Annotated in this window: 23 protein-coding genes; 10 read left to right on the plus strand and 13 right to left on the minus strand. The window is 66.0% G+C overall.

The features are described from left to right. Window positions 1-335 precede the first annotated feature (335 nt). The gene (locus AB0L82_RS33130) at window positions 336-509 is read left to right on the plus strand and encodes a hypothetical protein (protein ID WP_364645383.1); all 174 of its coding nucleotides are present in this window, start codon (window positions 336-338) and stop codon (window positions 507-509) included. A 71-nt stretch (window positions 510-580) separates the two neighbouring features. On the opposite strand, the gene AB0L82_RS33135 is transcribed toward AB0L82_RS33130, so the two are convergent. From AB0L82_RS33135 to AB0L82_RS33145, 3 genes are all read right to left on the minus strand, one after another. Next, the gene (locus tag AB0L82_RS33135; protein ID WP_364645386.1) at window positions 581-1,192 is read right to left on the minus strand and encodes a hypothetical protein; all 612 of its coding nucleotides are present in this window, start codon (window positions 1,190-1,192) and stop codon (window positions 581-583) included. An 80-nt stretch (window positions 1,193-1,272) separates the two neighbouring features. Next, on the minus strand, window positions 1,273-2,223 hold the full coding sequence (locus AB0L82_RS33140) for a 2-oxoglutarate and iron-dependent oxygenase domain-containing protein (protein ID WP_364645389.1): 951 nt from the start codon (window positions 2,221-2,223) through the stop codon (window positions 1,273-1,275). A gap of 9 nt (window positions 2,224-2,232) precedes the next feature. Beyond that, window positions 2,233-3,645 carry a cytosine permease gene (locus AB0L82_RS33145; RefSeq protein WP_364645392.1) on the minus strand — a complete coding sequence of 471 codons (1,413 nt, stop codon included), beginning with the start codon at window positions 3,643-3,645 and terminating at the stop codon, window positions 2,233-2,235. Window positions 3,646-3,756: 111 nt separating this feature from the next. Here AB0L82_RS33145 and AB0L82_RS33150 point away from each other — a divergent pair, with 111 nt between their 5' ends. The 3 genes from AB0L82_RS33150 (at window position 3,757) to add (ending at window position 6,513) form a co-directional block, all read left to right on the plus strand. After that, window positions 3,757-4,335, plus strand: a complete 579-nt coding sequence (locus AB0L82_RS33150) for an XRE family transcriptional regulator (protein ID WP_364645395.1) — start codon at window positions 3,757-3,759, stop codon at window positions 4,333-4,335. A 97-nt stretch (window positions 4,336-4,432) separates the two neighbouring features. Next, window positions 4,433-5,482 carry a 2-oxoglutarate and iron-dependent oxygenase domain-containing protein gene (locus tag AB0L82_RS33155; protein ID WP_364645398.1) on the plus strand — a complete coding sequence of 350 codons (1,050 nt, stop codon included), beginning with the start codon at window positions 4,433-4,435 and terminating at the stop codon, window positions 5,480-5,482. Next, a complete protein-coding gene (gene add / locus AB0L82_RS33160) occupies window positions 5,479-6,513 on the plus strand; it encodes an adenosine deaminase (protein WP_364645402.1) in 1,035 nt (344 codons plus the stop codon). Before AB0L82_RS33155 ends, add begins: the two co-directional genes overlap by 4 nt. 166 nt (window positions 6,514-6,679) lie before the next feature. Here add and AB0L82_RS33165 read toward each other — a convergent pair whose 3' ends face one another. After that, entirely contained in the window at window positions 6,680-6,775 is a 96-nt protein-coding gene (locus AB0L82_RS33165; protein WP_364645405.1) for a GH-E family nuclease, read from the minus strand. 735 nt (window positions 6,776-7,510) lie between these two features. On the opposite strand from AB0L82_RS33165, the gene AB0L82_RS33170 reads away from it, so the two are divergent. Then, entirely contained in the window at window positions 7,511-9,268 is a 1,758-nt protein-coding gene (locus AB0L82_RS33170; RefSeq protein ID WP_364645408.1) for a GNAT family N-acetyltransferase, read from the plus strand. Here AB0L82_RS33170 and AB0L82_RS33175 read toward each other — a convergent pair. The 6 genes from AB0L82_RS33175 to AB0L82_RS33200 all read right to left on the minus strand — a co-directional run bounded on the left by AB0L82_RS33175 (window position 9,246) and on the right by AB0L82_RS33200 (window position 14,503). Further along, window positions 9,246-10,040 (minus strand): hypothetical protein, encoded by a 795-nt coding sequence (locus AB0L82_RS33175; RefSeq protein WP_364645411.1) that lies wholly within the window; start codon window positions 10,038-10,040, stop codon window positions 9,246-9,248. The genes AB0L82_RS33170 and AB0L82_RS33175 overlap by 23 nt on opposite strands. Window positions 10,041-10,101: 61 nt before the next feature. Beyond that, the gene (locus tag AB0L82_RS33180; RefSeq protein WP_364645981.1) at window positions 10,102-10,284 is read right to left on the minus strand and encodes a hypothetical protein; all 183 of its coding nucleotides are present in this window, start codon (window positions 10,282-10,284) and stop codon (window positions 10,102-10,104) included. A 172-nt stretch (window positions 10,285-10,456) separates the two neighbouring features. After that, on the minus strand, window positions 10,457-11,707 hold the full coding sequence (locus tag AB0L82_RS33185) for a serine/threonine-protein kinase (protein WP_364645414.1): 1,251 nt from the start codon (window positions 11,705-11,707) through the stop codon (window positions 10,457-10,459). A gap of 161 nt (window positions 11,708-11,868) precedes the next feature. After that, a complete protein-coding gene (locus tag AB0L82_RS33190; RefSeq protein ID WP_364645417.1) occupies window positions 11,869-12,246 on the minus strand; it encodes a hypothetical protein in 378 nt (125 codons plus the stop codon). A gap of 147 nt (window positions 12,247-12,393) precedes the next feature. Continuing rightward, entirely contained in the window at window positions 12,394-13,524 is a 1,131-nt protein-coding gene (locus AB0L82_RS33195; RefSeq protein WP_364645420.1) for a lipase family protein, read from the minus strand. A 478-nt stretch (window positions 13,525-14,002) separates the two neighbouring features. Further along, window positions 14,003-14,503, minus strand: coding sequence for an SRPBCC domain-containing protein (locus tag AB0L82_RS33200; RefSeq protein ID WP_364645423.1), 501 nt, complete (start codon window positions 14,501-14,503; stop codon window positions 14,003-14,005). 846 nt (window positions 14,504-15,349) lie between these two features. Between AB0L82_RS33200 and AB0L82_RS33205 the strand changes: the two genes are divergently transcribed. Beyond that, entirely contained in the window at window positions 15,350-15,538 is a 189-nt protein-coding gene (locus AB0L82_RS33205) for a hypothetical protein (RefSeq protein ID WP_364645426.1), read from the plus strand. A 109-nt stretch (window positions 15,539-15,647) separates the two neighbouring features. On the opposite strand, the gene AB0L82_RS33210 is transcribed toward AB0L82_RS33205, so the two are convergent. From AB0L82_RS33210 to AB0L82_RS33220, 3 genes are all read right to left on the minus strand, one after another. Further along, the gene (locus tag AB0L82_RS33210; RefSeq protein WP_364645429.1) at window positions 15,648-16,052 is read right to left on the minus strand and encodes an ATP-binding protein; all 405 of its coding nucleotides are present in this window, start codon (window positions 16,050-16,052) and stop codon (window positions 15,648-15,650) included. A 44-nt stretch (window positions 16,053-16,096) separates the two neighbouring features. Beyond that, a complete protein-coding gene (locus AB0L82_RS33215) occupies window positions 16,097-16,450 on the minus strand; it encodes an STAS domain-containing protein (protein ID WP_364645432.1) in 354 nt (117 codons plus the stop codon). Window positions 16,451-16,650: 200 nt separating this feature from the next. Then, window positions 16,651-18,987 carry an ATP-binding protein gene (locus tag AB0L82_RS33220; protein ID WP_364645435.1) on the minus strand — a complete coding sequence of 779 codons (2,337 nt, stop codon included), beginning with the start codon at window positions 18,985-18,987 and terminating at the stop codon, window positions 16,651-16,653. 115 nt (window positions 18,988-19,102) lie between these two features. On the opposite strand from AB0L82_RS33220, the gene AB0L82_RS33225 reads away from it, so the two are divergent. The 4 genes from AB0L82_RS33225 to AB0L82_RS33240 all read left to right on the plus strand — a co-directional run bounded on the left by AB0L82_RS33225 (window position 19,103) and on the right by AB0L82_RS33240 (window position 22,575). Then, entirely contained in the window at window positions 19,103-21,043 is a 1,941-nt protein-coding gene (locus tag AB0L82_RS33225) for a SpoIIE family protein phosphatase (RefSeq protein WP_364645438.1), read from the plus strand. Next, window positions 21,022-21,438, plus strand: a complete 417-nt coding sequence (locus tag AB0L82_RS33230) for a response regulator (protein ID WP_364645441.1) — start codon at window positions 21,022-21,024, stop codon at window positions 21,436-21,438. Before AB0L82_RS33225 ends, AB0L82_RS33230 begins: the two co-directional genes overlap by 22 nt. A gap of 442 nt (window positions 21,439-21,880) precedes the next feature. Further along, window positions 21,881-22,147 carry a WhiB family transcriptional regulator gene (locus tag AB0L82_RS33235; RefSeq protein ID WP_364645444.1) on the plus strand — a complete coding sequence of 89 codons (267 nt, stop codon included), beginning with the start codon at window positions 21,881-21,883 and terminating at the stop codon, window positions 22,145-22,147. Next, complete coding sequence (locus AB0L82_RS33240; RefSeq protein WP_364645447.1) at window positions 22,144-22,575, plus strand: helix-turn-helix transcriptional regulator; 432 nt, start codon at window positions 22,144-22,146, stop codon at window positions 22,573-22,575. Before AB0L82_RS33235 ends, AB0L82_RS33240 begins: the two co-directional genes overlap by 4 nt. Window positions 22,576-22,598: the final 23 nt, after the last annotated feature.

A 22,598-nucleotide genomic window follows, 5' to 3' on the forward strand; every position in this document is an offset into this window, starting at 1 on the left:
GACCCTGCTGCGGCCGACACGACCACCGACCGACCGCCCACTTGACTGCGGCGCCGGGCGCGCTGCTGTGCGACGCCCCCGCCGTGGTTGGCGGCGTGTCTGCCTGCCGACGTCGGTCCCATCCATGTTCTCGAGATCGACGCGATCGACACCTATGGAGCCCTGAGGGCCGCGCTGAATCCACGGCCCGACGAGGTATGGATCGTTCGGCCTGATACCCCTTGCCGCAGTCGTGCGACCCGAGGAGGTTCCCGGCGCGCTGCGTCGCGCGACCGGTCAGGACCTCGGGGAGACCTCCTGACCGGTTGTCAGGGCCGGTATTTCGCTGAGAAGGTGTGGGCCACATTCGCGCCTCGGTGCGGCTGCCCGGTGACGTCACCGCCGAACTGCGGCAGGCGACCCCGCTCGGTGACGTGCACATCGCACTGCTCACCGACCCGAACAGCCGCATCGCCCCGATGCCCGCGGAGGCCACCATCCCGCTGTCCCGGACCCCTCAGGTGGAGTGACACCCTGGCCGGGCTGGCGTCCGCCCTGGGCAGTGGCGCGGTCACCGACGTCCAGGACACTGTGCGCCGGCTCAACACCAGCAGCCGCCGAACGACGAGGTGTGCTCGTCGGTCTCGATCGACTCCTCGCGCAGCACGGTGGACGCGCCCTGCGGATCGAAGTGCAGCACCGAGCTCACCGGGTCATGCCGGATCCACACAGCCACCGACAGCGGATGCTGCGGGCGGAAAATGTAGGAGACCAGCTCGATCTCGCCAGGCTTACCGAGACCGCGGACATCGGACACCGCCGCGCGCATCCGTGGTCCCGACAGATCCGCCGCGGCGAACGCGGTCTCGCCCGCATGCAGGTCGGTGATCGAGTCCATGTCCTGCACCTCGCCGTCGCGTACCCAGTAGAGGTGAAGCAGGCCGTCGGCGGCGACGGCCTCGACGGAGATGAGGTTGGAGGTGACATCGACTCGCCGCATCGGCAGCCCGCCGAGTTGGGTGCGCACCACGTCCAGTTCCGAGTCCAGCCGCGGCGAGGAGAACAGGTCCTCGCGCGATGTGCCACTCAATGCCCGGCTGATCCGACCCGGCGCGTCGACGGACACCGCGATCACCGCGATGATCGCGACAGCGATGACCGCGAGGTACCTCGCCCGATAGGGCGGGCGAGGTGAGCCCGATTCGTTGTCCATGCCGCTCATTCCCTCTCCCGCGTACTGGGACAAGGCTACTGGGGCCTCGCCAACCGGAAAGGGTTGGTGCGGACGAGTTATTACCGGGTCGCGACGATGACCGAGTTCAGTTTCTGCTCCACATATTCGCCGGCGATGACCGGTGGATAGCCGGTGCCGCCGCCGTATGGGGGTGCGAGGGTGTCGACGCGGGCGTCGGTGCTGAGCTCGTGGAAGAACGCCATCGACAGGAGTTCCTCGGATGCGGCGGCCGGGTCCGGCGGGAGGACGCGGTGCCGAGTCGAGCGCCATCGGTTGCCGGTGAGACGTTCGAGGAGGTCGCCGATATTGATGGTGTACGCGTCCGGGTAGGAGGGTGCGTCGATCCAGCGGCCGTCGAGGGTGCAGATTTGCAGGCCGGCCACGCCCGGTTCACGATCGAGGATGGTGACGCAGCCGTAGTCGGTATGCGGGCCGATGCGGAAGCGGTCGGGCTCGGGCGTGCCGATGCGTTCGATCGAGGGGTACCAGTTGAGGGTCAGCTGGCTCGGTGGGTGGGCGGCGAGCGCGGTCAGGTAGTGCTCCTGCAACCCGAGGGTGCGGGCGAAGAGGCGCAGTAGATCGTCGCCCAGGCGTAGCAGTTCGGTCGCGTATTCGGTCATGACGGAACGGAATTCCGGGTCGGCGGGCCACAGGTTGCGCGGTTGATCCGCGTAGGGGCCGTAGGGCTCGCGTCCGATGTTGAAGCTCTCCTTCACATCGGGCAGATGGTCCTCGCCGGAGGCGAGTCCGGTGGCTTCGTCGCCATTGCGTACCCAGCCGCGATAGTTCGCGGCGGCCACCTGCTCTTTCTCCGAGTCGGGCAGGTGAAAGAAGCGGCGAGCGACTTCTCTGGTGCGAGAACGCAATTCGGGTGGTACCCGATGTCCGGTGATGAGCAGGAAGCCGGATTCGGTGAGGCAGCGGTCGATGTCGGAGAGGAGACGGTCGAGGGATTCGGCCGGGCCTTCGTACCAGGGCGTGAGATCGAGCAGGGGCAATGCTTCGGTCATGGCGATTCCTTACGAGTTGTGTTCGGCGGGAACGGTTGTGCGGGCGAGCAGGAAGTACACGAGGCCGCCGATCAGTGCGCCGGCCGGGACGGACAGATCTGCTCCGCCCAGTGCGGCGGCCACCGGTCCGGTCCAGATGCTGGTGTCGATGCACAGTGCCGCGGCGGCCATTCCCGCGAATTGTGCGATGAGACCGGGTGAATGCAGCCCTCGCGGTCGGTGATATCGCCCGCCGCGGGGCTCGACCACCGATTCGATGTCGTATCGGCCGCGGCGCAGCAGGAAATCCACGCTGTAGATGGCTGCCCACGGCGCGAACCAGATGATCATGAAGAGCAGGAACGAGGTGACGACGGTATTGAACGATGCCGAGTACACGATGAACGCGGCCAGCACGGTCGCGACCACCGCGTCGAGTGCGATGGCTTGCCAGCGAGACACTTTCAGCCCGATGGCCTGCAGTGTTACCCCGGACGAGTACAGGTCGAAGGCATTGACCGCGATCATCTGCACGATGACCGCGAGCAGGTAGGGCACCAGGAACCAGGCCGGAAACGCGGTGGGCAGTCCGCTGATCGGATCACTGGCGGTCGGGACCAGGGTGGCCACCAGGGCGCCCAAGGCCATGAGCGCGATTTGTGGAATACCGCCGCCGAGCGCGACACCGAGCACGATCCGAATGCGGCTGGTCTGCGCGGGCAGATACCGCGAGTAGTCGGAGGCGTTCGCGGTCCAGCCGAGCCCAGATGCCGAGGCGGACAAGGCGATTCCGGCCAGGAACACCTGCCATGAGGCAGGGGCGGTGACCGGCGCCGAACCGAGGGTGTGCGCGGTGAGTCCGGCCATGACCGCGAACAGCACCACGAACGGAATCGCCAGCACGCGCAGCGCCCGGGTGATGGCGGCATGGCCGATGATCGGGAGCAGACTCTGCAGCAGCGCCATGACGAGCAGGATCACCGCGGTCGAACCGTTGCCGATGGGCAGGCCCGCCTTGGCCAGCAGCACCTTCGCGCTCAGCACCATGATGCTCAGGTCCACTGTCTCGTAGCCGACCTGCATGAGCCAGTTGAAGATCGCGGGTAGCCGATTTCCATTGCGCCCGAACGCGGCTCGGCTGCCGATGAAGGCGGTCGAGCCGGTGGCCGGCCCGGGCAGGCTGAGCAGGCCGGTGACGAGCCAGGTGAGATTGCCCAGCGCGATGGCCCCCAGGGCCTGCCAGATATTGAGCCCGAAGGCGATGAGCAGCGCACCGTAGGTCAGGGTGGTGACGTTCAGGACGCAGCCTGCCCAGGTGAGCATCAGACTGCGCACGGATCCGGTGCGTTCGGTGGCGGGGATATGGTCGATACCTCGCTTCTCGATCCACGAGGGAGCGGGCGGATCGAGCTGGGTGGGGGCTGTGGGCGCGGTGAGGCTCACGGCAACTCCTGGGAAGGTTCGCGTAGCGCTCGGACAGTGCGCCACGCTGATAAGTGACACTTATGAAGATATGAGTGGATTGTTGCCGTCGATGAGAGGCGTGTAAGGGACGTGTTACGAGACGAGGCCGAACTCAACCGGATGATCGGGCGCCGACTGCGCTCACAGCGGGAGAAGGCCGGGATGTCGATGCGGGAGCTCGCCCAGCGGGTGGAGGTCAGTCAGCCGTTCCTGAGTCAGCTCGAGAACGGGGTGAGCGCGCCCTCGATGTCGACGATCTACCGGCTGGCCACCGCGCTCGGTGTGGTGCCGGGTGATCTGCTGCCGCCGACCGCCGCGGCGCAGGTGACGGTGGTTCGTGCGGGCGAAGGCGCGTTGCTGCCGGTCACCGACCGTCCGGACGCGGCGGTGGGCCGCATTCTGGTCTCGCAGTCGAGCCAGGCGCTCGAGGTCATCGAGTATCACATCCAACCGGGTCAGTACCTGCAGGAGTGGTTCGAATCCGAGGGCGAGATGGCGCTGTACCTCATTGCGGGCGCCCTCGAGGTGCAACTGGACGGGGTCGGTTCCTGGCAGCTGGAGGCGGGGGATCTCATCCACCATCCCGGTGCGGTGCGACACCGTTGGCTGCTGGTCGACGATCAGCCGGTGCACCTGGTGCTCACGGTGTCCCGCACGCCGAGGGGGTAGCGCCACCGTTTGCGCGCGATATAAGTGTCAATTATCTTGAGGGAGTAGTCATGCGACCCGTTCGGGGTCGAGGCCCCATTCCCGAGGGAGCTACCTCATGAGTTCAGCGCAATCGATCGACGGCGCCCTGCAGGTTCCGATCATCGACATCTCCGGATTCGGCGACGGTGACGCCGCCGAGCGCGCCCGTATTGCGGACCACATCGACAGCGCCGCAACGGAAGTCGGATTCATGCAGATCGTCGGCCACGGCATTCCCGAGCAGGTGTGCGCCGGCCTGGTCGAGGCGATGGACACCCTGTTCGGTCTGCCGATGGCGCAGAAGCGAGCGTGCATCGCACCGGCGGGCGTCAATCGCGGATACACCGCTCCCAAGACCGAGCGCTTGAGCTACAGCCTCGGCGTCTACTCGCCGGATGATCTGTTCGAGGCGTTCAACATCGGCGTACAGGCCGCTGACTTTCCCGACATCGCCTTGCCGCCAGAGCATTACCCGGCCAACATCTGGCCGGCGGGACAGCAGCGGCTGCGCGCGCAGATCGAGGACTGGTTCACCCACGCCGCGCAGGTCGCCCGCACCATGACCCGGATCTTCGCGGTCGCCCTAGGACTGCCCGAGGAGTTCTTCGCGCCGTACCAGGACCACACCATGGATGTGTTCCGAATGAACAACTATCAGCTGCCCCCAAACGACGCGGTCGTCGAGCCGGGTCAACTGGGCATGGGAGCGCATACGGACTACGGCATCCTCACCATTTTGTGGGCGGACGCGGTCCGTGGGCTGCAGATCCTGGACACCGACGGCGTGTGGCACGATGTGACGCCCGCGCCGGGCGCCCTGCTGGTCAATCTCGGTGACCTGCTTGCGCGTTGGACCAACGACCGCTGGATCTCCACTCTGCATCGTGTGCTCGCGCCGATCGGCGAGGACGGCCGCCTCTACCGTCGCCGTTCCGCGGCCTACTTCCACGACGGCAATTACGACGCGGTCATCGACACACTGCCCGGCTGCACGAGCCCGGCCCGCTACGCGCCCATCACCGTGGCCGCGCATCTGACCCAGAAGATCGCCGGTTCGCGGGAGCTGGCATTGAATACCGGAGCCGGACGCGAGGCGGACCGGCTGCGCGCCGCGCTGAGCGAATGATCGACGAGTCGTTGCTGCGGCGACTTCCCAAGGCGGAGTTGCACTGTCACCTCGAGGGTGCGGTTCCGGCCGAGACGGCGATCATGCTCGCGCGCCGCAATGGCGTACGGTTGCCGACCTATGACGCGCAACAGCTGTATCGGTTCGCCGATCTGCCGCAGTTCCTGACCGTCTATCGGGCGGTGTGCGCGTCCATTGTCACCGCCGCCGACTTCGCCGAGGTGGCCTACGCCGCCCAGGCCGACGCCGCGATCGCCGCAAACCTGCGCTACCGCGAGCTTTTCGTCAATCCCACCAACCACCCGGACCTGCCATACCCCCGGCTGCTCGCCGGAGTGCTCGACGGTCTGCGGGCGGCCCAGGTCGATCACGGCGTGATCGGGCGGCTGATCCCCGCCATCAATCGCGAGCAATCCGCCAGTGTCGCAGGCGATCTCGTCGAGGCGGTCATCGCGCATCGGGTGGATGAGGTGGTGGGCATCGGTCTCGATCACAATGATGTGCTCGGGCCGCCCGTCAAATTCGCCGGCGTCTATGCGCGGGCGAGGGCCGCCGGGCTGCGCCGCACCGCGCACGCGGGGGAGATCGCGCAGGCCCGGCAGGTCACCGAATCCATCGAGGTGCTGGGCTGCGAGCGTATCGACCACGGCTACGCGATCATCGATGATCCGGTGGCACTGGCCCATGCGCTGGCGTCGGGGGTGCACTTTGCCACCTGCTGGTCCACCTGCGCGTGGTTTCATCCGGATCGGATCGGCGTGGCCTCCCCGATCGTCGCGATGGCCGCCGCAGGGCTGCCCCTCTCCATCAACTCCGACGACCCGCCCATGTTCGGCACCGACATCGGCCGCGAATACCACGGCGCGGCAACCGCTTTCGGTTGGACCCTCGACGACGCCCAGCGCGCTGCGCTTACGGTGCTGGACGCCGCGTGGATCGACGACACCGAGCGGCGGCAACTGGTCGACGAATTCCGCAGGGAAACCACCGATCTGGGCGCCTCGACCGCGGAGCTGGATATCGCCGAGTAGGACCACACTCTCACCCGTGGCCCCCGAATTCCGTAGCGCCATGACCGGACCGCCGACGTGAATAACGAACCTCGCGGACAGCGCTCACCAGCGGCGCGAGCATCCGAGGGTGATCGATCAGTGCCGTGGCCCGCAATGATGCTGGTCGGTCACCGAATTGCCCGGTCTACTCCCAGTCGTGGCTGGCGTTGCAGGATCGGCATTCCAGCCGGAGGTTGTTCAGGTTGTTGTACGCCGCTTTGGCTTCAGCGGGGGTGGTCACGGCCGCGGCCTTGAGATGGTCCCGCCATTTCTGGATATGGCCCAGTTCGATACCGCTCTCGCTACACCCGTTGCCGCAGGTTTCGATGGCCTGCGGTTCGAGCCAGCACCAGACGAGCCGCCGATCCCTGAACCGCCGATCCGTGAAGAACTACCAGGCTATGGCTGGATCGATCCCTACGCCGAACGAGTACCAAGTATTGCGTTGCCGATTCGACCCGATGTCGATGACTGTGCACAGTCCTATCCGCACGTACTGGTCGAGCACGCCACCGACTTCTTGTGCAAACACGCAACCATCACTGGCCGCGCGGCGCGGAGAATCCGACGGTCGGATGGTCCGCTGATATCCGCAGATGTCGTGTATCGCAGTGTTCGAAGTGGCCACGCGGCGTGCCCGAAGATCAACGGGCACAGAGCAGTTCAACCCCAGCGACGCACCTTGATGTCGATTGCACGATGTTGTCCGGCGCAGACACGAGCCGAATGAGGATGCGGAGTCCGTTCTAGTGGCTGCGATTTCAGTGTTCTTCTGGGGCGAGAGGGTGTCGATGATGTTGTGCGTTCCTGATCGATCGGCGGTGCGGAGGACGCGGTTCAGGTCAGCGTGGCGTACCAGGGATTGCATCTGTTGCTGGGAGACGAGCTGCGCGACTGCTCTGCGCCTCCGTCGAACAAGCTGGGGCACAATGCAAGACGCCGCCGTTCGGAAGAGGGTCTGCTTGCTGGTTGAATCATGGTGAAGGTTCCAGAAGGTGCTCTACCAGCCCCGCCGCAGAGCTATGGTCGACACGGCATGGATGAGGTGATCAGCGGGCTCGTGGTGCGGGCGGCGCGCCCGAACGAGGCCGGGCTGCTCAGTGAATTGACGGTGCGGTCCAAGGCGGTGTGGGGTTACGGTGACGACTTCCTCGCACAAGTGCGTGAGCAATTGCGTATTCGACCCGAGGAGGTCTTGGTCCGGCGTGTAGTGGTCGCCGAGTACGAAGGTCGCGCGGTAGGTGTGGCCACGCTGGAGGGCGAGCCTCCCGAGGGCGAGTTCGGCCTGCTTTTCGTCGAGCCCGAACTGCTGCGCTGTGGTGTTGGGCGGGTGCTCTACGAACACATGCTCACCCGAGCCGGAATACTCGGGTTCACTGTTGTGAATGTCGCCGCGGATCGGCACGCTGTGCCGTTTTATCGGGCAATGGGCGCCGAGCGGTCCCAGGTCGCCGATGCGGCTGATCTCGTTGGCTTCCAGGTTTACCCGATCTCTCCGGAACCATCTTGGGTCAGAGCCTGGAACGGCGGGACACGCCCGGTGATGGTGGGCAACGTGGCGGAGTTCCATGGGCAGTTCACCGGTGTCCGGGCCGAGCCCGACCACTACTCGTGCCTGGCCGCATTTTGCGGACCGGAACCGGCCAAGGTGCTACTGCCATTGCCGGTCGCCGACTGGTGGAGAGAACACGTCGCCGAGACGCTCGGTTGGGACGAGCTGGCGGTGGGCACACCCGCTGAGCGCGGTATCGGCCCGGGCGTGCGGCCCTGGGGGTGGACCTCGTCCTGGGTGCCGCAGCACTGCGAGTTACTCAGGGCGGTCCACCATTTCGAGTCGAAGCGGCATGCGAACGCTCTCTTTCATGAGCTCGCCGGACAATGTCGCGGGATCGTCGTGCCCGCACAGCGATCGCTACGCTCGGCGCGGGCACTGCACAAGGAATTGGCCGAGGGCGGGCGGGTGGTCCTCAAACGCGAGTACGGAGCCGGTGGATCCGGCACGATGATCGTCTCGCGCGAGACGCCCGGGTTGTACCGGCTGCTCCGGGAGTGGTCCAGGACAGGGGTTTTGGTCGAGGAGTACATCGACGGGGTTTCGACTGGCCGTGACGTCACTTTCGACGCGGTCATCGACGCTCAGGGGTGGGTGTATCCGGTCGGCGTGGCGGAAATGGATGTGGCGGGGACGGCCTACATGGGAGCCACTGTCGGTCCTGGCGTCGTGCCCCCGGATCTCGACCGGACGGCTTCGCGGTTTGCGATGATGGTGGGCCGAGTGCTGTCAGGGTGGGGGTACAGGGGATGGTTCGACGTCGACTTCGTCGTCACGGCAGCAGGTGCGCTGGCACCGATGGAAATCAATCTGCGGTTGACCGGACCGGCCGTGACGTTCCACATACGAAACACCTTGGACAGGCTGCACGGTGGACGGCACTTCGTTCGGACGCTGGACTGCCTTCGGATCGGTGCCCGACTGCCGGACCCGGCGCTGCGCGCGCATGTCGGCGGACTCGTCGAATCGTGCCGGGCTCTGGGCGTCACCTTGCTGGTCACGATTCCAACAGCCGCCTTCGATCCCGCGCCCTATCTCGGGATCGCGCTCGCCGGCCGATCCTTGGAGGCGATCGGTGCCGCCGAGGCCGAGGTCAATCGACGCAACAGCGACCTTTGGCGGGTCGTATCCGCCCGGATTCCCCAGAATCCGACCGGGTTCAGTGACGACGTGGTCCACTGACGACGAAGGCGACGACCGCCAGCGCTGCGAGCATCAAGGTTACGTTGAAGCCATACACCAGCGCTGCCTGCCGCGGCCAGTCGTTCTTGGCGGTTAGCCGGTAGAAATTATCCTGCGGCCACCAGGCCAGCAGGAGCCAGGCGATCGCCACGAAGGCGAGCAGGGTCCGGCCGAACGGGCGTCGGAGACTGGCCATCGCAGGCCAGGCCAAAAGCACGAATGCGACGCCGGCCCCGAATGAGATCACCTCGGCGGCATAGAGTCCCCGGAACCACCACGACCACGGCGTGGGCACTAAGGCCAGGTCCGTCGAACCGGGCCACAGAGTTCCGGTGAACGCAAGCGCGAACACGGCGATGATCGCAGTGCAGATGACGCCACCGACCACGCGCCCATCCGTGGGAGAAAGCCCTGCCTTGCCGGCGGGTACGGCGGAATGGATCGGCGGTAGCGGAAGTGCCTCACGGTCTACTTTGCCGCGCAACGTGCGCGGCAGCGCGGTCATCATGACCACGACCTGAGGCAAAACCCTCTCCGAAAGTCCCGAGTCGCTCAGGAACCCCTGGATCTGCTCGCTGCTGAGGCTATCGGTCTCGACGTAGGCGATCACGTTGTCTTGGCCTCGACCGGCGGGGACACTCAGCACCGCACTCGCGCGAATCTCTGGATGGCGTGCCAACGCCTGCTCGATTTCATCGTGGCCTGCCATCGAACCCTCCCGCCACATCACTGCTTCCAGCAAAGGATCGTACGGCGGTGGTGACAGAGCCACAGCGTGAATGATGGTGCTGCCTGGCGATTGATCATGCCCCGCATCCCGAAGCACAGAGCCATCACCACCCGAGATTGTGCCGGTCGCAGGCGAGAGGTTGTTCAGTGTTGCGGGACAGTGGGATTGAGGCTGATCGGCAAGCTTTCATCGCCGCCCACTCCGACTCATGCTCACCCTTGATCTCGGCGAACATCCGCACGGCCCGCTCACGCAACTCCTGCGGGTACTTCTTCGAACTCGACACGACCCCATCCTTCACAGAGGCCGAAGTCCCCCGACACCCCGGGGCGATTCATTCTGCCGGTTGATCGATCAGTTCCGAGCAACCAGAAAGCCCACCGCCGCAGGGGAAGTCGGGGTATCTGAACCCGGGTTGTCGGTCACAGTAGAGGGCTCGATCGCCGCTGAGAAACGTGCTACTTGTCCTTCTTATTCGGTTTGTCTGTCTTCGTATGCTCGGGCTTGTCTCGGTGATCTGATGGAACCCATTGTGCGCCAAGACCTTTGGCGACAACGCACTCGAGGAGCGTGCCGTCTGCCGCGGTGGAAGGTTGGTCGGTGTCGGGATTGCAGCGTTGTCCTGCGACAGGAATGGATGCGGTCGTGCGGGTCGCGGCTGGCGGCCGCGAGGTCAGTGACGAGACTGCTTCGGTGGAGGTGCCGCCGTTCCCGGTCTCCGCACCGAGCAGCTGTGAAATCCATACCGCCACAGCGATTGTCGCGGCGACGACGGCCACCAGGGCCGCGGGCGCGAGTCGACGATTGTGCGCCGCGGTCTTGGTGACGGACACCGATGGGTGTGGCGTTCCGACCGTGAGCGGCTTCGTCGCGTTGAATTCGGAGGTGCTGGATGCGGGTGTTGCGATCGCCACGCGTGCGGCGTGCGCGAAGGCACCCGCACTGGAATAGCGTTGGTTCGGGTCTTTGGCCATTCCACGCGTAATGACATCGTCCAACGCGGCCGGGACTCGAGGATTCACTACCGCCGCGCGCGGCGGCTGCGTGCTGAGATGATCATGTATCTGACACGCGGGCTCGGAGTCTCCGAAAGGCCGCATCCCCGTGAGGCATTCGTAGAGCACGCAGGCCAGCGAGTAGATGTCCGAGCGCGAGTCCGCGGTGCCGCTGAACCGTTCCGGTGCCATGTATGGCAGCGTTCCGATGACCTGGCCGGTAGCGGTGACCGCGCTCTGCCCGGTGTGGTGCGCGGTGCCGAAGTCGATCAGGTAGACGAAACCGGTGGGGTGGACCACGGTATTGGCCGGTTTGATATCGCGATGGATCAGTCCGGCCCGATGTACCACATCGAGCGCGGCGGCCATCTGCGCGACGATGTCCACTGCCGCGTCCGGGCTCATCGGCCCGTTGTCGCGCAGCAGTGTGGCGACATCGATGCCGTCGATGTACTCCATATCGATGAACAGTCGGCCGTCGATCTCACCGAAGGTGTGGATCGTGACCAAATGCGGTCCCCGCAGCTGTGCCGCGATACGAGCTTCCCGGTCGAATCGCTGTCGGTAGAGCTGGTCCGTTGCCAGCTCCGCGGGCAGGACCTTCAGTGCGACAGCACGATCGGTCGCGGTGTTGTGCGCAAGCCAGACCTGCCCCATGCCGCCACTGCCGAGAAGCCGTTCGAGACGGTAGTGACCGAACCATCCCTGGTCCATGACTGAATCTCCCTAACGCTGGCCTCTGCATGGTCGGACTACCCGAAATCCGCGCCGACACCACGGAATACGAGAGGACGGTGCTGCCGTTCGACATTGTGCCGCAGGTCGCGCATCGCCACGGTTCCCTTGCCGCTTTCGCTGAGCGCGAGAGCGAGGAGCTACTTTTCCACCACCTGTGCCAGGAGCGCGAGCCCGGTGCATAGGCTGAACATGATCAGCGCTATTGCCAGCACCGGCCATATCCACACCCGGCGACCACTCAGCGTCGAGACGATCAGCATCACCAGCGAACCGACGACGGCGCACAGGATGCCGCCCCACGAGACTCCCACCGCCCAGTCGAGATAGCGCGGGTGGCAGATCTGCGCCTTGTACACACAGTCGTCGTCTTCCACGGTGAAGAAGACAGTGAGGTAGCCGGCGAACAGCGCGAGCGCGCACACCACCGGAAACAGCGCCCAGCCCGCCGCCACATCACACCAACGCCGCACAGGTGGACCGGACATCTGTTGCGCGGCAGTGGAATTCTGGGTCATACCCTGGATCCTGCCGACCCTGAACGAATCCACCCACCGCGAAACTACTCACTTGCTGCGAGCGCTATTTGCCGCACGGCACGCTGACCGGACTGGCCGGCCTACCGAGAGTCCGGAAGAAGACGAGCGGTCAGGCGAGTACGTGGCTCAGGAAAACAGGCGGGCGACGAAGGGTGTGCTGTCGGGCAGCGAGCCGTTCACGGTAGCGCTGTGGTCCTTGCCGGGATAGAAGTGCGCCTCGGGGTGGAAACCGTGGGCTTCGAGTTCGGCGATGAGCGCGATGGTGCCCGGAGCTATCACGTCGGTGTCGGCCAGCCCTTGGCCGATGAACAGTGGCCGGTCGTAGCCGGTGACCGGCACATCGAAGACCTGGTGGCCGATTTCGCCGAAGTTGCCGTCGCTGAGCGGGCGAGCGAACAGGTCCTTGATGGTGGCGCCCGGGTGCACTTCGACCAGGTTCTCCAGGCACACCGTGCTCGCGGCGCGCACGACGTCCATACCCAGAGGGGTGAGGTAGTAATCAGGGTCGAAGTCCGGACGCGCGGAGTGCAGCGCGGCGAGGACGAAGGCTGGGTAGACGTTGGTGTGCGGGTTGGCGATGGTGGGTGCGACGGTGCTGGTGGCCAGGGTCATCTCCTCTACGACGTGGCTGGCCGGCCCGGTCGCCACCGCGCCCCGGTAGTCCAGTTCGGGGGCATAGCGGGTCGCCATCGACGCCGTCCATACTGCCGCGCCACCGCCCTGGGATTGCCCGATCGCGACCCATGTCGAGGACAGCGATGGCTCGATACTGCGGGCCGCGCGGACCATGTCGATACCGGAGTGGGCCTCGGCGCGCCCGTCGAGGTAGGGCTGCACCCCGTCGACGCTCAGGTAATCGGTGGCCACGATCGCGTATCCCTGACCGAGCCAATGCGCCAGATAGTCGGTGTCGCGCTGTATTCGCCCGGCGGCCGAGGGCTGGCAGTGATCGGCCAAGCCGACGGTGCCGTGTTCCCAGGACACCACCGGCCAGCCACCCGCCGGGGGGTTACCCGTCGGAAGGAAGATCGCGCCTGTCGACTGGGCAGGTGTGTCGTTATTGGTGCGGGTCCAATAGGTAATCCGCTCGCTCTTGGCCGCACCTGGCACCTCGGCAACCGAGGGCAGCGGTCCGGTGCTCACGACGGTGCCCGGCGCGGGGTCGACGGGGTCGGCGACGGCTACCGCAGTCGAGGGCAGAGCGAGCGCGGCGGTGGTGGCCAGAACGGCGAGGAAACGTATCGGACGGACCTTCACTTGTTCACCTCGTCGTCTCTCAATGGCGGCTTTGCGGGCGGCTTTGCGACTACGGAACCATTCGAAGTCTCTTGAGCGACTGACAAAGTGCGATACGCGTTCGGGGAACCCGAAACGGTTCCTGGCAGCTGTGGCGCGCTCAGCGGGAAAGGCTAACCGATGACGAAGCTGTCGGGAGCCCGCCGCGCGGACATAGTTGCCACCATCAAACGGGTAGGCCGGACGTGACCCTGTCCGGCGTCATCTATCAGCCCACAAGCTGAGTAGCAGCACGGTGACATTTCCCGGAGCGCCTCGGGGCATTCGGCCGTCAGCCTCGCACGGCACCGCGACACCATCGAGGCCCTATGAGCTGGACGAGATGTTCCTGCCACCCGGCCTAAACGGCCGGAAGTCAGCGCCCGAGGCGTACGCCTGGGTAAGCGCCTGGACGTTCGTCATCGTTCCCGACGAGGTGCGTGAGTTGTTCGAGGCGGGACTAGACGCGCACCCGGGATTCGGCGGCGGTCTTGAGCATCTGCAGCATGGCGTCGTGCCCGGCGCGCAGCTTCTCGGAGCTGAAGAAGAGAGTGAGCAGCGGACCGGCGAGGGATTCTTCCATGGTGATCTCGGTGCGGTGTTCGCCCAGTGGGCTGAGCCGCATGCGGTCGACTGCCTTCATGCAGCCCATGGAAACTCCGGTCCAAGCCAGTTCGCGTTCGGGGACAACGGTGGCGAAGACAGCCTTGATGGTGCTGCCATGCAGCTTCCAGCGGAAGGGCGCGTCCACCCGCAGCTCGCCGAGCTCGAGCACGCGGGCGTCTGAACGCCACTCGGGCCAATTCCGCATATCGGTGAGCAGTTGCCACACGATGCTGACCGGGGCATCGATCACGACGGTAGACGATGAGCGCACCGGGGCGTTGTCGTCCAGCAGGCCCTGCTTGGCGTAGTTCTCGTGCAGGTCGGCGGTGGACGGTCCGGTGTAAAACAGGGTCATGACTAGCTCCGTGTGATCGATGTTCCGTAACAAGAGCAATGCTCTCCTTTGGCGCGAGCATTGTCAAGAGCACTGCTCTCGATTGTGGGCACCGGCCGGAGGGGGAGTGCCCGGTTATGGGAAAGCGGGCAGGGGTGCGTACCCGCCGGGCTGACGGTGATGTCACCCAGCGGCCGCGCTCGCGTCAGACCCTCCTGCCCCGACTCCGGTGACGTGCCGACGCGAAGAGTCCGGCTGACATCACGCCCAGTACGAGTGAAACCGTCACCGCGCCGGCGACCAATGCCGCGTCCAGACTCGACATTCCCGCGTGTCCACCGATCATGACCATCGCGGCCACCGGGCCGAACGCAAACCCCACAGGAACCAGAGCGAGCAATCCTACAGTTATCGCTTTGTGTGCATCGGAACGCGACTTTTCGTCGGTCGCGTTTCGTGCGGCGCGCTCCCCGCGCGTCATTGCTCGAGTTGAAACAACCATCGGCACGCCCCTGTCTCAGTGGTGAGTCGGACCCCGAAAAGTGGCTTTACAAACTGGAATTCACGGAGAATACCGTCGAAGGCCAGTTGCTCGCAGTGGGGTAACCAGATCGATATCCAGCCCGTACACCTGAGTTCGATCGACGGTGAACCATTGCCACGCCCATTGCAGCACCAATTTCTACGTACACCGAGCCCAATAAGCAAACTAATGGCAATCAATATGGCGGTCTGGTTGAGATATCAGTACGACAAACCGAGATGCTCGAGGTTTGCGCACGCGCTGGCTGGGCATCACGTGCTCGATCTGCTCGTCTCACTTTCCCCGGACGCGATCGCGAGCGGGGCAGTCTCAGGAGGTCGGTGATGAACGAACCGGTGCTCGATGCCGGGGTACGGGCGCTGGTGGGTCAGATCTTGGCCCGCTACGGCACGATCGACACATTCTGCCTCTACCTGCGCGATGTCCTCGGCGCACCGACGTGCGAGCTTCCCGTGCTCGTCGCGCCGACGGTAGGCCGTCACCGGCTGCGCGAGCGTGAACCTGTGGGCTGAGGCTCCCCGCCGCCGATCCCGGGACCGGGCGCCGACGCGGGCGTGCCCTGCTTCGTTTCAGCAGTGGCACGTGGGCGATGTACCCGAATGTGGCTGTCGGCCACCGGATTCAGGCAGGGATCGGTGCGGCGAATTCCACCACGGTGCCGTTGTCGTCGGTGCGGACCTGTACCTCGGGGACCAGTGCGCGCATCAGGTGTAGGCCGAGGCCGCGGACGGTCGTGGGCGGGGACTGGTGCACGCGCCAGGTGCCACCGTCGATGACGGTGATGCGGACCTGTTCGTGGTCGGCGACGGCGTGCAGCCGTAGGTTACGGCCGTCACCGCGATGGCCGTGTTCGACGGAGTTGGTGCAGGCTTCGCTGACGGCGAGCAGCACGTCGTAGGCGCGGCGCTCGTCGGTGATGATGTCGCGCAGCCAGTTTCGCAGGGCGTGGCGTACTCGTTGTAGTTCCTCGTTGACGGCACGGAATTCGATATCGAACCTTCGCGTGCCGTGATCAGAGTCGTCCATCTTGTCCTCGTGGTCGGTGAAAAAGCCTATCTGGGATCGAGTGGTCAAGCCTGCCCGGCGGCCGTCGCGTCGTCCAGGGAGTCGTACAACTCGAAAACCGTTGTCAGCCCGGTGGCTTCGAGGGGGCGTCGTACCGGGTAGGAGGGTACGAGTCGGAGCGGGGTGGCGGAGGTCTTGGCTGCTGTGAGCAGCACGTTCACTCCGGTGGAGTCGAAGAATTCGACTCGGGAGAGATCGATCACGAGATCTCCGGCGTATTGCGCGCGGGCGTGCTCGAGAGCCTCGTGCAGGTGCGGGGCGGTGGCGATATCCACTTCACCGGTGGCGACCACCACCACGGCGGAGCCGATCGACACCACGTCCACATCGAACCCACGCTGTTGATCCGTCAAGCGCACAAAAACACACCTCTCTGCACATATCCGCGGGCCAGAACCCACTGGGCCGCACGAATCATGCGGGCCGGCACATGATTGCTGGGGTGCCCGGGTCTCCGGCTCTTAAACCGAGTGCCGGAGACAATGCGGCCGACTGTTTGCTCAATCGCCGTGCCCGTCAGCATATCCGGATGGCTCGTGCGGCTCAGTCCTGTCCGCGTCTAAGGGCGCTCTTGGTGCGATAAGCCCTGGTCAGGCTCTGCGGTGAGGGTGAACCACACCGTGGTGCCTGCCCCCGGGGTGGAGTCCAGCCAAAGCCTGCCGCCATGGCGGTTGACGATGCGGTCCACGATAGCCAGGCCCGCACCGTGCCCGCCGCCGTGTGTGCCGCGCGGATGCAGCCGCCGGAACAGCCGCAGCGCGTCCTGCTGATCGGTGCCGGGAATCCCGATGCCGTTATCGGCGACGAAAAAGGCGTAACCGCCCGAACTCTGAGTGACCGCACCCACGGCGACCTCGCGCGGCTGCTCCTCGCGCGCGTACTTGGCGGCGTTGACGAGCAGGTTGATCAACACTTCCTGGAGGCGGTCCGGGTCGGCGCTCAGCGTGATGCCCGGCTCGGGCAGTGTCAGCGTGACGTGTTGCTCGTCGAGCCTGGCTCCGGCGATTTCGAGGGCCCGTTCGGTCGCCTGGCGCAGATCGATCTCTTCGCGATGCAGCTCGGCGCGGCCGAGCTGCGCGAAATGCAGCAGCGAGTTGATCAGCTCATCCATGCGTTTGGCGAGTCCGCGGATGGTGTCGAGTCGGCGCACGGTGACCGGGTCCAGGGTGTCGGCGACGTCCTCCGTGATGAATGTCGCCGAGTTCGCGATCCCGCGCAGGGGTTCCTTGAGCTCGTGCGCGGCGACATGGGCGAAGGTGTGCAAGTCATTATTGACCCGGCTCAGCTCGGTGTTGAGCGCGGCCAGCCGGGCGCTCTGGCGTGCCATCACCTCGGTGACCGCATGCCCGAACTCTTCGGCCACGGCCACATCGGCCGTGGTCCACGGCAGACTGTGCCCGCGCACGATCGCCCGGTACACCGCGGACGAGCCACGCGGAGTGAGCCGTTCACCGTGCGGGCCCAGGCGCACGGGCGCCGCCGGATCCGTCGCCCAGGTGCGCGCGGTGTGCCGTTCGCTGCGCAGCCAGACGATGAGGTCCTCCGAGCCGCTCACCCCGAGTGCGAGCGCGCCGCAGACCGCCGGTGCCAGCGCCTCCAGTTCCGGAGCCTGCTCGCCGAGAAAGTCGCTGCTCCATACTCTTCCAGCGTCCAGTGAGGGCAGATGCCGGCGCAACACGGCCAGCTCCGCGTCCGTGATCAGCTCGTGCGAACCCGTCACCAGCATCGTCTCCCCGTCGATGTACAGGGCTACCGCGTCGGCGTCGACCAGCTCGCCGAGTAGCCGCCCGTTGCCGGTCACCGAGGCGGTGATATCGGCGTCGAGAGCGGTGACCAAGCGGGACAGGGCCTGGCGGGCGCGCTGGCGGGCCTGCGCGGATTCCGCGTCCTGCAACGCCGCCAATTGCAGCGACAGCATGACACCGAAAAGCTCACAGGCTGCGCGGATCTCGGGCGAGAGCCGCCGCGGAGCCAGCCCGTGGCAGGCGATGAGCCCCCACAGCTGGCCCTCGCGCAACAGTGACACCGACATCGAGGAGGCCACGTCGATATTGCGCAGATACTCGAGATGGAAGCCCGATACCGTGCGCAGGGTGGAATCCGACAGATCCAAGGGCCGCCCGGTGTGCGCCAGCAGCGGCGGTATCAGCGCGGCGGTCGCGTCGTCGACGTCGCCGATGACCCGAATCCAGTTGCGCTCATAGAGTTTTCGCGCCTGCGGGGGAATGTCGGTGGCTGGAAACCACAGCCCGAGCCACGGGTCGAGCTGATCGGACACCGATTCCGCGATCACCTCGCCGGGGCCGTCGCGTCCTTCGAAGCGGTAGGCCACGACCCGGTCGTATCCGGTCAGCGCTCGGATCTCGGCGACCGCGGTTGCGCACACATCGAGCACGCCGTGCCCGCTCTGCAGCCGGGTCAACGTGGCGCGCAGGCTCGGATAGAAGCGCGAGAAGGTGAACGGGCGGCCCGTGGACGCGGGCTCGAATTCCAGGACCCGATACTGATCGGAGCGGTAGACGGTGACGTCGAATTCGGTGCCCTGAACGCTCAGCAGCGTCACGCCGCGGTCTCCGGTGGGCGCGGCCAGCGTCGACTCCACCGCGGCCATGCCGTCCGCGCCGATCACCGGCTCGATCGGCGAGCCCACCAGGTCGTCGGGCGAAACACCCAGCACCGCTGCGCAATTGGCGCTGGCGACGGTGACGACACCGGTGTCGTCCAGCGCGAGCAGCGCGCCATAGGACTGGATGCCGCCGAGTTGGTGGATCGGCTCGTTCAGGCAAATCGACAGATCGAAACTCGGCCCCGCCGCCGCCTCGGCCAGCCGCACCCGTTCCTCGGGCAGCCAGGTGGTGTTGTCGCCGGGAGCACTGTCCTCGGGTGGTCGATTCACAGGCATACCTCCCGGCGCAGGCGGCCCGGGTCGCAAGCCGCACGATCACGATCTCGTCGCGGACCCTACAGTAGGGGCGGGCGTCCCCGACTCCCGGAAGGGAGCGCGAGGTCGTATGCAACAGCTACCGTGGTCGGCCCAACTGCATGAATGGTGGTCGACCCTGGCCGAGTCCGCGGACCCCACCGCGGAGATGCTGAGCGGTCTGCGGGATCGGCCGGAGGTGGCAACAGCCTTCAGTATCGGCGGCCCGCAGGCCATGGCGCAGCTGTGGGCGGACGGTGACGGAACGCACCGGCTCGCAGCGGAATCGGCCGCGCGACTGCTCGACGCGGCCGCGGACACCGAACTCCTCGAACTGCCTCCGGACCGGCTGCGCGAGCTCATGGCCGGGGACGACGGCGACCGATTCACTACGGGCACAGCCGATTACGCCGTACTCGCCTCCTACGGCCGGGCCGACGGCACCCGCGCGGTGATCGGGGTGATCACCGCCGCGCCCATCGGCTCCGGCATCGTCAGCGCGCTGCGGCAGGTGCGCGATATCGCCGCGGCCGCCGACAGCGGGCGGGCCGAGCGCGAGATGCGGGTCACGCGTCAGGTGCAGGATGCGATCCTAGCCGAGGCGTCATTGCGGATGAGCTCCTCGCTCGACATCGATGACACGCTGCGCGCCATCGTGCGCATGGTGGTGCCCGCCATCGCCGATGGCGCGGCGGTGCACATCGAACGCAACGGCCGCATGGAGCCGGTCGCGGTGGCGCACGTCGATGCCCGCCGGGAATCGCGGCTGGCGGCGTATCTGCGTGAAGGCCGTTGGGCGGGGAGCGTTTCCGAGCACGGGCAGCAGGCCGGTGCACAGGACTCGGCGCTGCCGCGGCCCGCCGCTCTTCCCGAGGACGCCAACCTGGACACCATGGCCACGATGGTGCTGCGCGCGCACGGCCGCGAGGTGGGCCTGTTGAGCGTGTTCCATCGGCACGGCTCATCGCGAATCGTAACGGCGGAGTTCCTGCACAACCTCGCCGGGCGCGCGGCGCTGGCTGTGGACAATGCCGCGCTGCACGATCGGCAGCGTCGCGACATGCTGCTGCTGCAACAGCATCTGCTTCCCGCCACCCTGCCCGTCGTCGACGGAATCGACATCGCGTCGTCCTATCAGGTTGCCGAGGGGACCTTGGAGGTCGGCGGTGACTTCTACGGCGCGGTCATCGCGCCCGACGCTCGCCTGCACGCCCTCATCGGCGACGTGTGCGGTCGTGGCGCCGCCGCGGCGGCCCTGACGGGACTGGCTCGCCATACCGTGGAGACGCTGCTCACCGAAGGCCACAGCGTCGAACAGGCATTGCACGCGCTCAACGCGAAGATGGTGCACGAGAAGATCAGCCGCTTCCTCACCATGGCGGTGGCGAGCCTGAGCGTCGATTCGGACGGCGGAAACGATTGCCGGGCAGAGCTTTTCGCCGCGGGCCATCCCCGGCCGCTGGTGCTGCGGCGCGACGGGACGGTCGAGGAGGCCGACTGCTCGGGCAAGCTCGTCGGGTATCTGCCCGAGCTGTCCCTCAAACCCACCACGGTCCGGTTGCGGCCCGGAGACAGCATCCTGCTCTACACCGACGGCCTGTCCGAGGCGCGCGACGACGCCCGGCGGTTCTTCGAACCCGAACTCGCCGCGACGCTGACCGGCCTGCGTGAACTGCCACCCGCCGAACTGGCCAGGGCCCTGACCGACGGGGTCGGCCGATTCCGCATCCACGACGATGCGGCCGTGCTGATCCTGCGCTACCTCGGCCGGGTCGCCTTCGACGCCCGTGTCGCGACCTCGGACGCGCTCGCACTCGCGGTCGAGGCGGTCTCCGCGCTGCGGCACGGTACGGAGAATCGTTCCCTACCAAGGGAATTCGAGGATCGCGTGCGGGAATGGCTGGCCGAGGGCATCGACACGGTACATCTGCGGGTCTGCGGCGACGCCGCGTGGACACGCCTGGACATCACCCCGGCCGGACCGGGCGCGGCGGAGAACGGAGCCTCGGCATGGACCGAACTGATCAGCTGATCGAGCACCCCGTGCTGCTCGTGGAGGACAGCGACGAGGATCGCGAGGCCATCGAACGCGCCCTGCACGCCTCACATCCCCACCTGCGCCTGGAATTCGTGACCGACGGCGGATCCGCATTGACCCGCCTGCGCGACCACACTCAGCCGCGCCCGAGGCTGGTATTCCTCGACCTCAACATGCCGGGCATCAGCGGATTGAGTGTGCTGCAACAGATTCGGGCCGATGCCGACCTGACCGGCCTCACCGTGGTGGTGTTCACCTCCTCGACCACCGCCGAGGACATCGACCGCTGCTATGCCGCCGGGGCTGACAGCTACATCTACAAACCGGTCGACTTCGCGCTGTTCCGGACCGTGCTGCAGGGCGCGATGGACTATTGGACGGCCTCCTGAGCGTGGCTGGCGCCGGTCCAGGACTGGTGCGTGTGTCAGTACCGCGGAAGTTCTGCGGCAGCGAGGTCGATGACCTATTCGGGATCTGATCGGTTTGGGCGAACACGCGGTCCCGGTTGGGATTCGGGGCGAAGGAGTGCTGATAAATCATCGACGCGCCAGGCTGTCAGGAGTGATCCGGTCGTGCAGGCGCCTCGAGTCGGCGGTGGGGGAAGTGCAGAACGTGAAACGTTCGGTTACCGAATCCTCGCAGTGGTGCGGTCGGAAGGGCGAGAGGTCCCGGCGGCAGTGAAAACTGTTGGTATGACGAAAAATTGCGGCCATTTTCGGTGAATTGACGTTGACAGTCCGGAGGGTCACGCAGCAACCTTGGCTATGAATCGGCAAACTGCTCGCTGTGGAGCCGGGCAGCTCTGGCTTCATGAGGGATCGAGGGATATGGGTGAGACAGATACCGGCGGACCGGCAATCACGCAGTGGCCGGAACGATCTCGGGATCACCGCGTCGCATGAGCGTGCGGTGTGTGCCCAGACGGATCCGGAGTTCTTCTTCCCGGACAAGGATGATCCGGCGTACGCGGCCAAGCAGATCTGCGCGGAGTGCACCGTGCGGGGGGAGTGCTTGGACTTCGCTTTGAGCCACGAGCAGCGATTCGGCGTATGGGGAGGGCTGTCACCGCAGGAACGCCTCGACTTGCTCGCCTGGTGAACGGTACCTTCATGCGCCGCCTCAACGGCGCGGTCGACCGCTGGGAGGGGCATCACCAGATGCGGATGACCAGCACCGAATTGGTATCCCGCCTGGCCGAATATGGACAGGGAATCTCCCTGGCGTACATGTCTCAGCTGCGGAGCGGACGCCGTAGGCAACCATCACCGGAACTGCTGACAGCACTCGGGCGAGTGCTCGGGGTGCCATCGGAGTACTTCACCCACCAATACGGCGCTCCGCCAACGACACCTGACGAAATCGTGAGCGGACTCTCCGCCGGTGGTCTGCGTCGGCTGCTGTCTGCGTCGGTGGGATTGTCCGCCGAATCGCTGGACTATCTCAACGCGGTAGCCGAGCGCTTTCGACGAGCCGAACGGCTCCCCGCCGAGAACCAGACTGCGGAATGGGTCCTTCGGACCGGCTGACGCTTTCGCGAGAGACGGTGCGG

The sequence above is a fragment of the Nocardia sp. NPDC052001 genome, assembly GCF_040680615.1.
In the GTDB taxonomy this organism is placed as follows: Bacteria; Actinomycetota; Actinomycetes; order Mycobacteriales; family Mycobacteriaceae; genus Nocardia.

Excerpts from the sequence above, each read along its gene's own strand:
- add (WP_364645402.1), top strand. The coding sequence starts at position 5,479 with ATGATCGACGAGTCGTTGCTGCGGCGACTTCCCAAGGCGGAGTTGCAC.
- AB0L82_RS33155 (WP_364645398.1), top strand. The coding sequence starts at position 4,433 with ATGAGTTCAGCGCAATCGATCGACGGCGCCCTGCAGGTTCCGATCATC.
- AB0L82_RS33205 (WP_364645426.1), top strand. The coding sequence starts at position 15,350 with ATGAACGAACCGGTGCTCGATGCCGGGGTACGGGCGCTGGTGGGTCAG.
- AB0L82_RS33185 (WP_364645414.1), bottom strand. The coding sequence starts at position 11,707 with ATGGACCAGGGATGGTTCGGTCACTACCGTCTCGAACGGCTTCTCGGC.
- AB0L82_RS33140 (WP_364645389.1), bottom strand. The coding sequence starts at position 2,223 with ATGACCGAAGCATTGCCCCTGCTCGATCTCACGCCCTGGTACGAAGGC.
- AB0L82_RS33200 (WP_364645423.1), bottom strand. The coding sequence starts at position 14,503 with ATGACCCTGTTTTACACCGGACCGTCCACCGCCGACCTGCACGAGAAC.
- AB0L82_RS33210 (WP_364645429.1), bottom strand. The coding sequence starts at position 16,052 with ATGGACGACTCTGATCACGGCACGCGAAGGTTCGATATCGAATTCCGT.
- AB0L82_RS33230 (WP_364645441.1), top strand. The coding sequence starts at position 21,022 with ATGGACCGAACTGATCAGCTGATCGAGCACCCCGTGCTGCTCGTGGAG.
- AB0L82_RS33135 (WP_364645386.1), bottom strand. The coding sequence starts at position 1,192 with ATGGACAACGAATCGGGCTCACCTCGCCCGCCCTATCGGGCGAGGTAC.
- AB0L82_RS33170 (WP_364645408.1), top strand. The coding sequence starts at position 7,511 with ATGGTGAAGGTTCCAGAAGGTGCTCTACCAGCCCCGCCGCAGAGCTAT.
- AB0L82_RS33225 (WP_364645438.1), top strand. The coding sequence starts at position 19,103 with ATGCAACAGCTACCGTGGTCGGCCCAACTGCATGAATGGTGGTCGACC.
- AB0L82_RS33190 (WP_364645417.1), bottom strand. The coding sequence starts at position 12,246 with ATGACCCAGAATTCCACTGCCGCGCAACAGATGTCCGGTCCACCTGTG.